Origin of the sequence: Thalassobaculum fulvum (genome assembly GCF_014652915.1) — a bacterium.
Classification (GTDB): domain Bacteria; phylum Pseudomonadota; class Alphaproteobacteria; order Thalassobaculales; family Thalassobaculaceae; genus Thalassobaculum_A; species Thalassobaculum_A fulvum.
Genome location: NZ_BMZS01000018.1, coordinates 1 through 13,237, shown reverse-complemented (window position 1 = coordinate 13,237; position 13,237 = coordinate 1). Strand labels below are relative to the sequence as shown.

Here is a 13,237-nt window from a genome sequence, read left to right as displayed (position 1 = left end):
TTCGAGGTCGGACAGGCGTCGGACGGGGCGAGCATGACGGAGATCGATGCGCGGGACCGGCAGGCCTTGGGGTTGCTGTCGGAGACGGTCACGGCCGAGCTCGGCCCGGCGAGCGTGGTCGCCCGCGAGGTCAACCGGGCCTATCGCTCGGGCCGGCAGGCCGACCTGCGCACGGCGAGCGCGGCGTTCGACGCCTTGCCGGGCTGGCAGCGCAGCCGGATCGGCGGCGACGCGGCCCGGCGGGCCAAGCGTCTGAAGTCCCGGCTGCTGCAGGGCACGGCGCGCGACTGGCGCGACCTGCCGGGCGGCGAGGAACGGATCACGATTCCGTCACCGCCGCGGTTCCTGCGCCCGAAACCGCAGCGCTGACGCACTGCCTTCACTGGCCGGGCTTGGCATTTCAAGAACAAGGCGTTTCGGCTATAGTGCCTTGGACAGACAGCGCGCCCGCCACCGCCGGCTTGGGCGCGCAGGCAATCTCAGCGAAGAGGGAGCGGCGGCCGGGTCGCACGGGTGTCCGGCGGATCGCTCTCGAAGAGGAAACACGGCATGCGCGGCAGGACACAGGCTCCACGCCCACAGCCCTCGATCATCGAGCACTTCGCGAAGGAGTTCGCGAGGTTCCTCAACAACGTCCAGAACAACGAGGTGGACATCCTCGGCTCGTTCCTGATCGAGAACGAGTGGGAGAAGTACCAGAAGGACGCCAAGGACGTCATCGAGTCGCTCGAGCTGGCCGGATTCATGATCGTGCCGCAGACGCCGACCGACGCCATGGTGGCGGCGGCCGACCAGACCCTGTCGAAGGGCCTGATGGGCTCCGGCTCGCGGGCCTACGTCACCGCCGTCTGGTCCGCCATGATCGGGGCCTGGCTGGAGAGCCGGAACGCCAACCTGATCCTGGACATCTTCTCGATGGCGCTGTCGCGCGCCTCGAACCCGAGCTCGCGCCGCGACTCCTCGATGTTCGACGCGTCGTTCCAGCGGTTCCGCAAGCAGAGCCAGGACATCCTGGCCGGGCTCGAGAAGACCGGGCTGGCGGTCGTCCCGGACGAGGCGGCGCCGGTGATGGTGTCGGCCGGCGTGGCCGAGACCGCCGAGCACCGGTCGCGCACCAACCAGCAGATCGGCGCGGACCCGTCCTATATCGCCAAGCTGTACGAGAACATGCTGGTGGCGCGGCCTAAGTGACCGGCTCGGGGTTGGTTGCGCGGAGGTCGGACGCGAACGGTCAGGCGACCGGTTTCCGGCGATAGGCGGAAGCGAGCAGCGTGACCGCCTGCTTGTGCCGGACGCTGCCCTGCGGCGGCGCGCCGGCCGAGCGGGTGCTCGACATCGACTGGCTGTTGCGCGAGCCGATCGCCGCCAGCAGCTCGGCCTCGCGGATCGGCGCGCGCTGGCGCCCGACCGGGGTCTGCGGTGCCGCCACCCGCTGGATCGCGAGGGCCGCCAGGTTGCCCAGCAGCGGCGCGGTCAGGGCCTTGTAGAGCTTGGCGTCCGCCTCGGCCCACACCCTTAGCAAGAGGCTCGCCTCGTGCCGGTTCCCGCCGGTTGCGTCAAGCGCCTCCTGGGCCTTGGCCCGAACGTAGTCCTGTCCGCGCGACATGGTCCGTTCCTGTCGTCGTTCCCCGGGGCTAAGGTACCAGAGTCGGCGAACTGCCGCCACGCCGGGACTGGTCCGGTACGCCGCCCGGCACCATGTCTGGTGATGACCAGACCGTTCGAGGACCGCCATGGCCGCGTCGTCCCGGTTCCTGTCCACCCTGTTCCTGCTCGTCGTCCTGACGGTGGCGGGGCCGGCCCCTGCCGCCTCGCCGGTCGAGGCGGTGGTGACGGTCGAGGCCCGGGTGCCGGCCGACTCGCGGACCGCGGAGTCGCTGGGCACCGAACGGCGCGGCGCCGGCGTCGTCATCGACCAGGGTGGCCTGGTGGTGACCATCGGCTACCTGATCATGGAGGCCGAGCAGGTGTCGGTGGTCGACGGTCGCGGAAGCCGCGTCCCGGCCGATATCGTCGCCTACGACCACGAGACCGGCTTCGGCCTGCTGCGCGCGCTCGGCAAGCTGGCCGGGGCGCCGGCCAGGCTGGGATCGGCCGACGGCCTCGCCGCCGGTCAGCGCGTGACGGTGGCGGCGCCGGGCGTCAGCGGCCAGGCGGTCGTGGTCGGGCGTCGCAGTTTCGCCGGCGGCTGGGAATACCTGCTCGAGGACGCGCTGTTCACCACGCCGCCGATCCCGAACTTCGGCGGTGCCGGCCTGTTCGACGCCGACGGCCGGCTGGCCGGCATCGGCTCGCTGATCGTCGGCGACGCCGCCGGCGACGGGGTCGGCCCGCCGGGCAACATGTTCGTGCCGATCGACCTGTTGCCGCCGATCCTGCCGGACCTGCTGGCGTTCGGGAGGTCGACGGCGCCGGCCAGCCCCTGGCTCGGCCTGTACCCCGAACCGGCGAACGGCGCGCTGGTGGTGGCCCGGGTCTCGCCCGGCGGGCCGGCCGACGCTGCCGGCATCCGTCCCGGCGACGTGATCCTCGGGGTCGGCGACGAGCCGGTCCGCCGGCTGGAGGCCCTGTGGCGCCGGGTGCGCGCGCTCGGTCCGGCCGGGGTCGAGGTCCGCCTCAAGCTGCTGTCCGGCGGGGCGGTGCGCGACGTCGTGCTGACGTCGCGCGACCGGCGCGGCTGGCTGCGCCTCGAACGCACCTACTGACGACGGTCGGCAAGCGGGATCGGCGGGCAAGCGGGATCGGCGGGCAGGCGGGATCGGCGGGCTGGCGGGGATCAGCCGGCCGCCGCCCGCGCCTCCAGCTCGGCGGCCAGCGCGTCGGGAACGGTGATGCCGTCCGGGGCCGCCGCTCGCTTCGCCAGCCGGCTGTCGCCGGGCAGGCGGGTTCCGGGCTCCTTCAGGATCTCCGCGAACATCTCCTCGGCCCGGGCCACCGTCCCGGCGCCACCGCCGAACGCCTTGGGGTCCATCACCAGGATCAGGTGGCCGATCGACGGCGGTGCCCCGGTCGGCTCGAAGAACGACGAGCCCTGGTAGCCGAAGTTGGAGCCGGTCAGCGCGCCGCACAGCAGCTCGACCATCAGGCCGAGGGCGGCGCCCTTGGCACCCGCCGAGCGGCCGCCGAGCGGCGCCATCGAGCCCTCGAGGCCGACCTTCGGGTCGGTGGTCGGCCGGCCGTCGGCGTCCAGCGCCCAGTCGTCGGGGATGGTCTCGCCGGCCTTGGCGGCCAGCACCACCTTGCCGCGGGCAACCGTCGACACCGACAGGTCGATCACCAGCGGCGGCCGCTTCTCGCCGTCCGGGCCGTCGGCGCGCGGGCAGGCGAAGGCGATCGGGTTGGTGCCGTACAGCGCCCGGGCGCCGCCCCAGGGCGCGATCGCCGCCGGGGTGTTGGAGAACGCCAGCGCCATCAGCCCCCGGTTGGCGGCGTCCTCGACGTGGTGGCCGGCGACCCCGAAATGGTGGCTGTGCTTGATGCCGATGGCGACGATGCCGGTGTCGCCGACGATGTCGGCGGCGGCCTCCAGGCCGAGCCGGATCGCCGGGAACGCGAAGCCGATCCGCGAGTCGACGTCGAGCACGGCGGCGGCGGTGCGGGCGATGCTCGGCTCGGCGAACCCGTCGACCTTGCCGTTCATCGCCTGCTCGGCATAGGGCGGCACGCGGGCGACGCCGTGGCTGGAGATGCCGTCGGCCTCGGCCCGGACCAGCGCCTCGGCGACGATGCGGGCGGTCGCCGGGGCCACCCGGCTGTTCTCGAACACGCGGGTGATCAGGTCGGTGAGGTGGGCGGGGGCGAATTTGGGCACGGTCGGTTCCGATCGCGACGGACGGGATGCAACCCCGTCGATAGCGGGGCTGTCGGGTGCTGACAAGACGGTGGCGGTCGAAGGGGGTGCCCCGAGCGGCGATCGGCGCTAGGCTGCCGCGCGATTTCCGACGGAGCCCGCGGCTCTACCACTGGCATGGAAGGACCAACCATGGCACTGCAACTCGGCGACACCGCGCCCGACTTCACCGCCGACACGACGGAAGGCACCATCAACTTCCACGAGTGGATCGGCGACAGCTGGTGCATTCTGTTCTCGCACCCCAAGGACTTCACGCCAGTCTGCACCACCGAGCTCGGCTACATGGCGAAGCTGAAGCCGGAGTTCGACAAGCGCAACGTCAAGATCCTGGCGGTCAGCGTCGACCCGGTGTCCGACCACCACGTCTGGGTCAAGGACATCCAGGACACCCAGGGCACGCTGCCGAACTACCCGATCGTCGGCGACCAGGACCGCAAGGTCTCGACCCTGTACGGCATGATCCATCCGAACGCGCTCGACAGCCTGACGGTCCGCACGGTGTTCGTGATCGGCCCGGACAAGAAGATCAAGCTGACCCTGACCTACCCGGCCAGCACCGGCCGCAACTTCGACGAGGTGCTGCGGGTCGTCGACTCGCTGCAACTCACCGCCAAGCACATGGTGGCGACGCCGGTGAACTGGCAGCAGGGCGGCGAGTGCATCATCGTGCCGTCGCTGAACGACGAGGCCGCCAAGGAGAAGTTCCCGGGCGGCTGGCGGACCGAGAAGCCGTATCTGCGCTACGTCCCGCAGCCGAAGTGACCGGCGCCTGAGCGCCACGGCCCGGCCGGTCCGGTCAGCCCCGGACCGGCCGCAGCCCGGTAGCCAGCCGGACGATCGGCCCGAGCGCGGGCAGCATTAGAATCAGCCGGATTCACAGCACCTTGCCGCCGGTCGACGCGGCGCTTCCACGACGCTGACGGTCGCCCAGACGTCGAGCGCCAGTAGGAGCAGGCCGGACAGGCCGCTCACCTCGATTCCCATCGTCGTCTCCCTGGATCGCGTGGACAGGCCCAAGGACGCCGCGCCGCGTGGTGGCGGGTTGCGGGCGGTCCGCTAGAGTTGCCGCACGGTCGTGCACGACGGCCACCATCCGGGAGGAAACGCACCATGGGCAGGCTGGCGGGCAAGGTCGCCTTCATCACCGGCGGCGGCGGCGGGATCGGCCGCGCAACGGCCGAGCGGTTCGCCGAGGAGGGCGCGAAGGTGGTGGTCGCCGAGATCGACGCCGCCCTCGGCGAGGCGGCGGCGGAGTCCGCGCGCGGCCGGGCCCGGGACGGCGGCGACGCGGCGTTCGTCCGCTGCGACGTCACCGACAAGGCGAGCGTGACGGCCGCGGTCGAGGCCTGTGTCGGGCGCTTCGGCAAGCTCGACGTCCTGCACAACAACGCCGGCGGCTCGACCCCGAACGACGGCCCGGTCACCGAGGCGCCGGAGGAGGAGTTCTGGCGCGCGATCACCCTCGACCTGTTCGGCACCTTCCTGTGCTCGAAGGTGGCGATACCCCGGATCGCCGAGGCCGGCGGCGGATCGGTCATCAACATGTCGTCGATCGTCGCCCTGATGGCCCTGCCGGGGCGCGATTGCTACACGGCGGCCAAGGGCGGGGTCAGTGCCCTGACCCGGTCGATGGCGGTCGAGTATGCGGCGCAGAGGATCCGGGTGAACGCGATCGCGCCGTCCGTCACCCTGTCGGACCGGGTCAAGAGGATGCTGGGCGGCGACGGCCGGGCGCTCGACGAACTCGCGGCCACCCACCTGCTCGGCCTCGGCCAGCCGATCCACATCGCCGAGATGGCGGTCTACCTGGCCTCCGACGAGTCGGCGATCACCACCGGCCAGGTGTTCCCGGTCGACAGCGGCGTGACGGTCCGGTAGCCGGGACGCAAGACCGTCGGCACCGCGGGTCCGCCGCGGCGCAACGATCGAAAACGAGGGAGGAGACCGATGCGGCTCGGCTATCTGGGCGTCGGCAACATGGGCCGGCCGATGGCGGGCAGGCTGCTCGACGCCGGTCACGAGGTGTGGATCCACGACGTCCGCGAAGACGCGATGCGGCCGCTGCTGGAGCGCCAGGCCCGGAGCGCCGACTCGCCGAAGGCGCTGGCCGAGGCGTGCGAGACGGTGGTGGTGTCGCTGCCGACCCTGGCGGTGTTCCGGCGCGCCGTCACCGGGCCGGACGGGCTGCTCGCCGGCGGGGGGCTGAAGACCATCGTCAACACCTGCACCGTCGGGTCGCCGTTCGTACGGGAGATGGCCGCGGTCTGCGCCGAGAAGGGGGTGGTCATGATCGACGCCCCGATCAGCGGCGGCCCGGCCGGGGCGGCCGCCGGCACCTTGGCGGTGATGGTCTCCGGCGACCCGGTTCGGGCTGCGGAACTGCGCCCGGTATTCGAGTGCTGGGGACCGACCGTGGTGATCGCCGGCGACGCGCCCGGGGCCGCCCAGGTCATGAAGCTGACCAACAACATCCTGTTCGCGGTGTCGCTGGTCGCCACCTCCGAGGCCATGGTGATGGCCGACAGGGGCGGCATCCCGGCCGACGCCATGCTGCAGGTCCTCAACAACGGCACCGGCCGGAACTTCGCCACCATGTCGGTGTTCCCGAAGGCGATCGTGCCGCGCAGCTTCGACTTCGGGGCGACCTTCGAGATCCTGATGAAGGACGTCGACCTGGCGATCGAGCAGGGCGAGGCGCTGGGGGTGCCGATGTGGGTCTGCCAGGCGGCCCGCCTGGTGCTGAAGCACGGCGTGTTCGCGGGGCGGGGCCAGCAGGACCTGTCGCGGGCCATCGAGATCGTCGAGCAGGGGACCAGCGCCGGCTGAGCCGGTGCCGGCCGGTCCCTCATGCGCCGGCCTCGGCCCCGCCCTTCAGCTTCACCGGGATGGTGAGGTAGTGCACGCCGTTGGCGTCGGCCGGCGGGAACCGGCCGGCCCGGATGTTGACCTGGATCGACGGCAGCAGCAGGCGCGGCGCCGCCAGGGTGGCGTCGCGCTTGGTGCGCATCTCGACGAACTCGTCCTCGCTGACGCCCTCGCGCACGTGCACGTTGGCGGCGCGCTCGGCGGCGACCGTGGTCTCCCAGGCGTACTCGGTGCGGCCCGGCGCCTTGTAGTCGTGGCACATGAACAGCCGGGTCTCGGCCGGCAGCGACAGCACCCGCTTGATCGAGCGGTACAGGGCGCGGGCGTCGCCGCCGGGGAAATCGGCGCGGGCGGTGCCGAAGTCCGGCATGAACAGGGTGTCGCCGACGAACGCCGCGTCGTCGATCAGATAGGTCACGCAGGCCGGGGTGTGGCCCGGCGTGTACAGCACCTCGGCCTCCAGCTCGCCGATCCGGAAGCGCTCGCCGTCGACGAACAGGTGGTCGAAGTCGCTCCCGTCGGTTTTCAGGTCGGTTGCGTTGAAGACCGGGCGGAAGATCCGCTGCACATCCTTTATATGTTCGCCGATGCCAATCCGGGCGCCGGTCTTGGCCTTGATGTAGGGGGAGCCCGACAGGTGGTCGGCATGGGCGTGGGTCTCGAGCGCCCACACGATGGTCCAGCCGTCCCTGGCGGCGGACTCCAGGATCGCCCGGACCGACCGGGTGTCGACCTCGCCCGAGTTGTGGTCGTAGTCCAGCACCGGGTCGATCACCGCGGCCTTGCCGGTTGCCGGATCGCCGACCAGGTAGCTTATCGTGTTGGTCGGCTCGTCGAAGAACGCCTGTATGACGGGCTTGCCGGTCATTCCTTCACCTCCGGACGGGCATCGCCGTGGACACCCTTGACAGTTACATCAGCGAACCACAATTAAGTGATGTCTTAAATGTTGGATGGCAACCGTGCAGCTGACGTTCGACCCTGAAACGCTGGAACGCAAGGCCGAGGAGGTCGCCAGCATGCTGCGGGCGATCGCCAATCCCCGGCGGCTGGTGATCCTGTGCCGGCTGGTCGAGCAGGGCGAGGCCACGCCGACCATGCTGGCGGCCGACGTCGCGCTGTCGCAGCCGGCGCTCTCGCAGCATCTGGCGAAGATGCGGGCCGAGGGCCTGGTCACCTACCGGCGCGAGGGCCAGACCCTGCGCTACCGGATCGCCGATCCGCGGCTCGAACGCCTGTTCGCCATCCTGCACGACGAATTCTGCCAGCCCGACGCGACCGCCTCAAAGGAGTAGACCCGATGGCGCTTCCGACCGTTTCCGCCGCCGACGCCCGCCGCATGATGGACGAGGGCGCGATCCTCGTGGACATCCGCGAGCCCGACGAGCATGCCCGCGAGAAGGTTCCGGGCGCGCGCAACCTGCCGCTGTCGCGCCTGGACGAGGCCGAGCTGGCGGTGCAGCAGGGCAAGCCGGTGATCTTCCACTGCCGCAGCGGCGCCCGCACCCTCGGCAACGGCCAGCGCCTGGCTGCCCGGGTCGGCGACGGCTGCCAGGCCTTCGTGCTCGAAGGCGGCCTGGACGCCTGGAAGAAGGCCGGGCTGCCGGTGGTCGCCGACCGCCGCCAGCCGCTCGAGCTGCAGCGTCAGGTGCAGATCGGCGCCGGTGGCATGGCGTTCCTCGGCACCCTGTTGGGCATCCTGGTGTCGCCCTGGTTCCTGGCCATCCCGCTGTTCGTCGGGGCCGGGCTGCTGACGGCCGGCGTCACCGGGTTCTGCGGCCTCGCCCGGGTGCTGGTGCACATGCCCTGGAACCGCTCGACCTACGCCGTGACGACCACCGCCAGGCACGCCTGAGCCTCGGATCGCGATCGCCGGCAGGCCGGTTCCCGGAGGCTTCCCCCATGACCACACTCACTTTGCTCCAGGGCGGCCTGGGGCTGGCCTCCGGCTCGCTGGTCGGGTTCTCGCTCGGCCTGGTGGGCGGCGGCGGCTCGATCCTGGCGGTGCCGCTGATGGTCTATCTGGTCGGCATCGGCGACGCCCACCTGGCGATCGGGACCAGCGCGGTCGCGGTGGCGGCGAACGCCGCCGCCAACCTCGCGACCCACGCCCGCCAGGGTACCGTCAAGTGGCCATGCGCCAGCGTGTTCGCGGCTGCCGGCGCGACCGGGGCGCTGGCCGGCTCGACGGTCGGCAAGATCGTCGACGGCCAGCAGCTGCTGGCGCTGTTCGCGGTGCTGATGATGGTGGTCGGCGTGCTGATGCTCCGCAAGCGGGCCGGCGAGGGCGACCTGGGTGTCCGGCTGAACCGCGGCAACCTGCCGAAGCTGCTCGGCGTCGGCCTGGGGGCCGGGGCGCTCTCCGGGTTCTTCGGGATCGGCGGCGGCTTCCTGATCGTGCCCGGGCTGATGCTGGCCACCGGCATGCCGATCCTGAACGCGGTCGGCTCGTCGCTGGTCGCGGTCACCGCCTTCGGCCTGACCACGGCGGCCAACTACGCCGTGTCGGGCCTGCTCGACTGGGGCCTGGCGGCGGTGTTCATCGCCGGCGGCATCGTCGGCGGCCTGATCGGTGCCCGTTCGGCGCGCGGCCTGTCCGCCCACCGCGGCGCGCTCAGCACGGTGTTCGCCGGGCTGATCTTCGTGGTCGCGACCTACATGCTGGTGCGCAGCCTCGGGATCGTCTGACCGCCTTCACCCGCCCAGCAGCCGGCCGAGCCAGGACCTGCCGGCCGGTGCCGGTGGGGCTGCCTTGCCGGCGGCGGCGTCGACCGGCCGGGTTCCGAACCAGTGGCCGATCGGCTCGCCGGTGCGGACGTCGCGGCGGTCCGGCCGGACGTAGCGGTTCAGGTACGGGTCCGAGCTCAGCGGCGCGTAGTAGCCGCAGCCCTCGAAATAGTAGTGGGTCACCTGGCTGTAGCGGGTCCGCGACGGGTCCCGGATCGGGTCGCCGCCGTGATACAGGTTGGCGGCCCACACGATGGCCTCGCCGCGATCCATCAGCGCCACCTGCTTGGTCAGGCCGTGCGCCCGGATCATCGCCTGCAGCATGTCGCAGTAGATCGCGTAGTTCGGGGTCAGTTCGGCCTCGTCGCCGAGCAGACCGAGGTCGTTTAGCTCGAAGATCGGCAGCCTGTGCGAGCCGGGGAAGTAGTGCAGGGCGCCGTTGTTCTCGTCGATCGGCTCCAGCGCGATCCACACCCCGCACATGAAGCGGCTCGGCCGGCTGGAGAAGTGGAGCGAGTCGGAGTGGGTCTCCTGCTGGGTGCCGACCCGGAAGCTGAGGGTCTGGAAAGGTACCGCCGGGCGGCCGTACAGCAGCTGCAGCAGGTCCATGACCTCGGGCAGGGCGGCCAGCCGGCGCACCGCCTCGACGTCGGTCCAGGCGTCCTGCAGGCGGATGCCGTTGGAGCGCTTCCAGTCGACGTCCCTGATCGCCGCGTCGGCCAGCGCATCGAACGCCGGGTCGGTGATCCGGAACTTCAGGAAGCCGTCGCGGGCGAAGGCGCGCACCAGCCCGGCCTGCTGGTCCGTCAGGCCGTCTTCGGCAATCAGGTCCTCCATCAGCGGGTTCTCGGCCAGCGGTAGCTGCAGGCGTCGGGCGATGCTGATGTTGTCGGCGAAGCTGCCGGGCACCAGTTCGTCGGACTCGCCGAAACGCACCGACAGGCGGAACTTCGGGATGCCGGGCGGCGCCGGGATCCGGAAGCCGTGCCGGCCGTCGCCGATGCCGTGGCCCTGCAGGTCGTCCCGGTGACGGTCGGCGATCGCCCGCGCGACCTGCTTCCCATCCGTCCAGATGGTCACCTCGACCCGGTCGCCGGGCCGGTCCGAATCGTACGCCCAACCGTGGACGACCCCTTCGAAGAGGCCGTCCACGTTCCCCCGATACGTCATTCCGCCGTCCTGTCGGAGCGGCCTCAGGCGCTCCGGTAGAGTTTCGTGAGCACGAACTCACGATGGCCGAGGGCCTCCGCCGCCGTCAACCGGCCGTTGCAGGTCCGCATCATCACGTCGATCAGCGCGTCGCCGGCCTCGTCCAGGGTCATCTCGCGGCGCAGGATGCCGGAGACGTCCAGGTCGATGTGCTCGCCCATGGTGCGTACCGTGCGTGGGTTGGCGCTGAGCTTGATGACCGGCTCGATCGGGTTGCCGATGACGTTGCCCTGGCCGGTCGGGAACAGGTGCACCACGAAGCCGGCCGCGGCCTGCAGGGTGACGCACTCGGCGGCCGCCGAGGACGTGTCCATGAAGTACATACCCGGGCCCTTGGACGGCGCCTCGGCCGGCTCCAGCACGTCGATGTACTTCACGGTCTTGCCGATCTTCTCGAGGTTGCCGAACGCCTTCTCCTCGATGGTGGTCAGCCCGCCCTCGATGTTGCCCTTGGTCGGCTGGCTTTCCGACAGGTCCGAGGTCTTGTGCGGCTCGATAACCTCGTCCATGTAGGCCTGCCAGGTCGCCAGGAACTTCTTCCCGACCTCCTCGTTGATGGCGCGGCTGGCGCACACCATCTCGGCGCCGGTGATCTCCGAGGTCTCGCCGAAGCACGAGGTGATCCCGAGCGGATCCAGCTTGTCGTACAGGTTGCCGACCGTCGGGCAGGAGCCGAGGCCCGAGGTGGTGTCGCTCTCGCCGCACTTGGTCGAGACCCACAGCTCGTCGATCGAGCACTCCTCGCGCAGCTTCTCGGTGGCGTCCTGCAGGAACTGCTTCGCCCGGTACGAGGCACGGGCGATGGTGTTGATGTCGCCGTGCTGCTCGATGGCGAAGCCCTCGACCGGCTTGCCGGTGGCGGCGATGCCGTCGACCACCCGCTGGGTCCAGCCCGGCTCGATCCCGATCACGATGACCGCCGCCACGTTCGGGTTGCACCCCGTTCCGATCAGGGTCCGGAAGTGCAGGTCCAGATCGGCGCCGAACTGCAGCCGGCCATAGGCGTGCGGGATCGCCAGGCACCCCTTGATGTTGTTGGCGACCGCCTCGCAGGCGGCGTTCGAGAGGTCGTCCAGCGGCAGGATGACGACGTGGTTGCGGATGCCGACGCGGCCGTTCTCGCGGCGGTAGCCCTGGAAGCTCAGCTTGCTCTTGTCCACCATGACACTCTCTCCCCGCTTACCAGCGCTTGGTCTTCATGTTGTGGACGTGGACGTGGTGGCCCTTGCCGACGTCGGCGACCGCCTTGCCCACGTCGTGGCCGTACTTCACGACGGTGTCGCCGGACTTGATGTCGCCGAGCGCGATTTTGTGGCCGATCGGGATCGGATCCAGCGCCTTCAGCTTCACGGTCTCGTCGGTTTCCATGATCCAGCCGGTCAGTTCCTGGCCGGCCTCGACGCCTTCCACCGTGATCACGCCGACCGTGTCGGCCTTGTGGTGGACGTTGAAGTGATTGGTCATCGGGGCTCTCGTCGAAAGGTCTCTGGGAGCGTTTCCTGGGGCCGTCGGCCGCTCTTGGCGGGCGGCGTTGCGACCGTCGTCGTTGAGTACAGGACCTGTAGGTCTTATACAAGACTCGATCGGGTGAGCCCGATCTTCGCAAGGCCGAGTGATCACTGGCAGCAGACGGAGCGCCGCGCGTTGACCGCCGCCGACTTAATCGACGAGCCGATGCGGCCCGGCCACGGCCCGCTGTACCGCCAAGTGAAGCAGCGGATCATCCGGCACCTGATCGACGAGACCTGGAAACCCGGCGACATGCTGCCGAGCGAGCCGCGGCTGGCCGAGAGCTTCGGCGTGAGCCCCGGCACCGTGCGCCGGGCGTTGGACGAACTGGTGGCCGAGAACCTGCTGGTCCGCCACCAGGGCAAGGGCACCATCGTGTGCCGGCACGACCCGGAGCGGTCGCTGTTCCACTTCTTCCGGATGGTCGACGCCGCCGGTGACCGGCCGACCCCGAGCAGTCGGGTGCTGGCCTGTGGCCGCCGCCGCGCCGACCGGGCCGAGGCGGCCCGCCTCGGCCTGCCGGCCGGGGCGCCGGTGGTGGTGATCGACCGGACCCGCTCGGCTGCCGGCCGGCCGCTGCTGGTCGAGCGCCTGGTGCTGCCCGGGAGGCTGTTCGGGCCGCTGGCGGCGGTGGCGCCGGCGGAACTGCCGAACACCCTGTACACGCTCTACGAGGAGCGCTTCGGCGTCACCGTCTACCGGGCCGCCGAGCAGCTCCGCGCCGTGACGGCCGACGCCCGCGACGCGCAGCTGCTCGAGGTCGCGACCGGCACGCCGCTGCTGGAGATCGATCGGCTTGCCAGCAATCTCGACGGCATGCCGGTGGAGTGGCGGCTCAGCCGTTGCCGCACCGACGCCTACCGGTATCGGGTGGAGCTGGTATAGCTGCCGGCGTCCGTCGCGTCGTGGGTTCCGGCTCTGCGCGACGGTGTCGCTTCGGCCGGAATGACGAAGGAAGATCGGCGGTGCGGTCTGGCGTTCGGGACACTCTCCCCTCGTCGTCATTCCTGTATGCGCGGGCCACCGTTTCGAGATGGCGAGGAGTTGTTCGCGATCTGGATTTGGAGGCAGAGT

At 70.8% G+C, this 13,237-nt stretch carries 16 protein-coding genes; 10 read left to right on the top strand and 6 right to left on the bottom strand.

Annotated elements, in window-relative coordinates; all coding sequences use genetic code 11:
- Window positions 1-33 precede the first annotated feature (33 nt).
- Window positions 34-369, top strand: a complete 336-nt coding sequence (locus IE246_RS27450) for a hypothetical protein (protein WP_189995824.1) — start codon at window positions 34-36, stop codon at window positions 367-369.
- Window positions 370-549: 180 nt separating this feature from the next.
- On the top strand, window positions 550-1,191 hold the full coding sequence (locus tag IE246_RS27445; RefSeq protein ID WP_189995822.1) for a hypothetical protein: 642 nt from the start codon (window positions 550-552) through the stop codon (window positions 1,189-1,191).
- Between the two features lie 40 nt (window positions 1,192-1,231).
- On the opposite strand, the gene IE246_RS27440 is transcribed toward IE246_RS27445, so the two are convergent.
- A complete protein-coding gene (locus IE246_RS27440) occupies window positions 1,232-1,606 on the bottom strand; it encodes a hypothetical protein (protein ID WP_189995821.1) in 375 nt (124 codons plus the stop codon).
- Window positions 1,607-1,733: 127 nt separating this feature from the next.
- Here IE246_RS27440 and IE246_RS27435 point away from each other — a divergent pair, with 127 nt between their 5' ends.
- Window positions 1,734-2,705, top strand: coding sequence for a S1C family serine protease (locus IE246_RS27435; RefSeq protein ID WP_189995818.1), 972 nt, complete (start codon window positions 1,734-1,736; stop codon window positions 2,703-2,705).
- A gap of 71 nt (window positions 2,706-2,776) precedes the next feature.
- Here IE246_RS27435 and IE246_RS27430 read toward each other — a convergent pair whose 3' ends face one another.
- Window positions 2,777-3,811, bottom strand: a complete 1,035-nt coding sequence (locus IE246_RS27430) for an Ldh family oxidoreductase (RefSeq protein WP_189995816.1) — start codon at window positions 3,809-3,811, stop codon at window positions 2,777-2,779.
- A 171-nt stretch (window positions 3,812-3,982) separates the two neighbouring features.
- Between IE246_RS27430 and IE246_RS27425 the strand changes: the two genes are divergently transcribed.
- The 3 genes from IE246_RS27425 to IE246_RS27415 all read left to right on the top strand — a co-directional run bounded on the left by IE246_RS27425 (window position 3,983) and on the right by IE246_RS27415 (window position 6,679).
- Window positions 3,983-4,615 (top strand): peroxiredoxin, encoded by a 633-nt coding sequence (locus IE246_RS27425; RefSeq protein ID WP_189995814.1) that lies wholly within the window; start codon window positions 3,983-3,985, stop codon window positions 4,613-4,615.
- Between the two features lie 348 nt (window positions 4,616-4,963).
- Window positions 4,964-5,731 (top strand): SDR family NAD(P)-dependent oxidoreductase, encoded by a 768-nt coding sequence (locus IE246_RS27420; protein WP_189995812.1) that lies wholly within the window; start codon window positions 4,964-4,966, stop codon window positions 5,729-5,731.
- 69 nt (window positions 5,732-5,800) lie between these two features.
- Window positions 5,801-6,679, top strand: coding sequence for an NAD(P)-dependent oxidoreductase (locus IE246_RS27415; protein ID WP_189995811.1), 879 nt, complete (start codon window positions 5,801-5,803; stop codon window positions 6,677-6,679).
- A gap of 19 nt (window positions 6,680-6,698) precedes the next feature.
- Here the strand turns inward: IE246_RS27415 and IE246_RS27410 are convergent, their stop codons facing one another.
- The gene (locus tag IE246_RS27410; RefSeq protein WP_189995810.1) at window positions 6,699-7,586 is read right to left on the bottom strand and encodes an MBL fold metallo-hydrolase; all 888 of its coding nucleotides are present in this window, start codon (window positions 7,584-7,586) and stop codon (window positions 6,699-6,701) included.
- Window positions 7,587-7,680: 94 nt separating this feature from the next.
- Between IE246_RS27410 and IE246_RS27405 the strand changes: the two genes are divergently transcribed.
- From IE246_RS27405 to IE246_RS27395, 3 genes are read left to right on the top strand one after another with little or no spacing between them, the layout of a single operon-like run.
- Window positions 7,681-8,013 (top strand): ArsR/SmtB family transcription factor, encoded by a 333-nt coding sequence (locus tag IE246_RS27405; protein ID WP_229837541.1) that lies wholly within the window; start codon window positions 7,681-7,683, stop codon window positions 8,011-8,013.
- A gap of 5 nt (window positions 8,014-8,018) precedes the next feature.
- Entirely contained in the window at window positions 8,019-8,573 is a 555-nt protein-coding gene (locus IE246_RS27400) for a rhodanese family protein (RefSeq protein WP_189995808.1), read from the top strand.
- A 47-nt stretch (window positions 8,574-8,620) separates the two neighbouring features.
- Complete coding sequence (locus tag IE246_RS27395) at window positions 8,621-9,406, top strand: sulfite exporter TauE/SafE family protein (protein ID WP_189995807.1); 786 nt, start codon at window positions 8,621-8,623, stop codon at window positions 9,404-9,406.
- A gap of 6 nt (window positions 9,407-9,412) precedes the next feature.
- On the opposite strand, the gene IE246_RS27390 is transcribed toward IE246_RS27395, so the two are convergent.
- From IE246_RS27390 to IE246_RS27380, 3 genes are read right to left on the bottom strand one after another with little or no spacing between them, the layout of a single operon-like run.
- On the bottom strand, window positions 9,413-10,615 hold the full coding sequence (locus tag IE246_RS27390) for a phytanoyl-CoA dioxygenase family protein (protein WP_189995806.1): 1,203 nt from the start codon (window positions 10,613-10,615) through the stop codon (window positions 9,413-9,415).
- Window positions 10,616-10,638: 23 nt separating this feature from the next.
- Window positions 10,639-11,817, bottom strand: coding sequence for a UxaA family hydrolase (locus IE246_RS27385; protein WP_189995804.1), 1,179 nt, complete (start codon window positions 11,815-11,817; stop codon window positions 10,639-10,641).
- Between the two features lie 16 nt (window positions 11,818-11,833).
- On the bottom strand, window positions 11,834-12,118 hold the full coding sequence (locus IE246_RS27380) for a UxaA family hydrolase (protein WP_189995802.1): 285 nt from the start codon (window positions 12,116-12,118) through the stop codon (window positions 11,834-11,836).
- Window positions 12,119-12,298: 180 nt separating this feature from the next.
- On the opposite strand from IE246_RS27380, the gene IE246_RS27375 reads away from it, so the two are divergent.
- Window positions 12,299-13,048: a GntR family transcriptional regulator gene (locus IE246_RS27375; RefSeq protein ID WP_229837540.1), complete on the top strand. Its 750-nt coding sequence runs from the start codon at window positions 12,299-12,301 to the stop codon at window positions 13,046-13,048.
- The last annotated feature ends 189 nt before the right edge of the window (window positions 13,049-13,237 follow it).

Excerpts from the sequence above, each read along its gene's own strand:
- IE246_RS27410 (WP_189995810.1), bottom strand. The coding sequence starts at position 7,586 with ATGACCGGCAAGCCCGTCATACAGGCGTTCTTCGACGAGCCGACCAAC.
- IE246_RS27390 (WP_189995806.1), bottom strand. The coding sequence starts at position 10,615 with ATGACGTATCGGGGGAACGTGGACGGCCTCTTCGAAGGGGTCGTCCAC.
- IE246_RS27425 (WP_189995814.1), top strand. The coding sequence starts at position 3,983 with ATGGCACTGCAACTCGGCGACACCGCGCCCGACTTCACCGCCGACACG.
- IE246_RS27445 (WP_189995822.1), top strand. The coding sequence starts at position 550 with ATGCGCGGCAGGACACAGGCTCCACGCCCACAGCCCTCGATCATCGAG.
- IE246_RS27400 (WP_189995808.1), top strand. The coding sequence starts at position 8,019 with ATGGCGCTTCCGACCGTTTCCGCCGCCGACGCCCGCCGCATGATGGAC.
- IE246_RS27450 (WP_189995824.1), top strand. The coding sequence starts at position 34 with ATGACGGAGATCGATGCGCGGGACCGGCAGGCCTTGGGGTTGCTGTCG.
- IE246_RS27385 (WP_189995804.1), bottom strand. The coding sequence starts at position 11,817 with ATGGTGGACAAGAGCAAGCTGAGCTTCCAGGGCTACCGCCGCGAGAAC.
- IE246_RS27420 (WP_189995812.1), top strand. The coding sequence starts at position 4,964 with ATGGGCAGGCTGGCGGGCAAGGTCGCCTTCATCACCGGCGGCGGCGGC.
- IE246_RS27415 (WP_189995811.1), top strand. The coding sequence starts at position 5,801 with ATGCGGCTCGGCTATCTGGGCGTCGGCAACATGGGCCGGCCGATGGCG.
- IE246_RS27435 (WP_189995818.1), top strand. The coding sequence starts at position 1,734 with ATGGCCGCGTCGTCCCGGTTCCTGTCCACCCTGTTCCTGCTCGTCGTC.
- IE246_RS27440 (WP_189995821.1), bottom strand. The coding sequence starts at position 1,606 with ATGTCGCGCGGACAGGACTACGTTCGGGCCAAGGCCCAGGAGGCGCTT.
- IE246_RS27380 (WP_189995802.1), bottom strand. The coding sequence starts at position 12,118 with ATGACCAATCACTTCAACGTCCACCACAAGGCCGACACGGTCGGCGTG.
- IE246_RS27395 (WP_189995807.1), top strand. The coding sequence starts at position 8,621 with ATGACCACACTCACTTTGCTCCAGGGCGGCCTGGGGCTGGCCTCCGGC.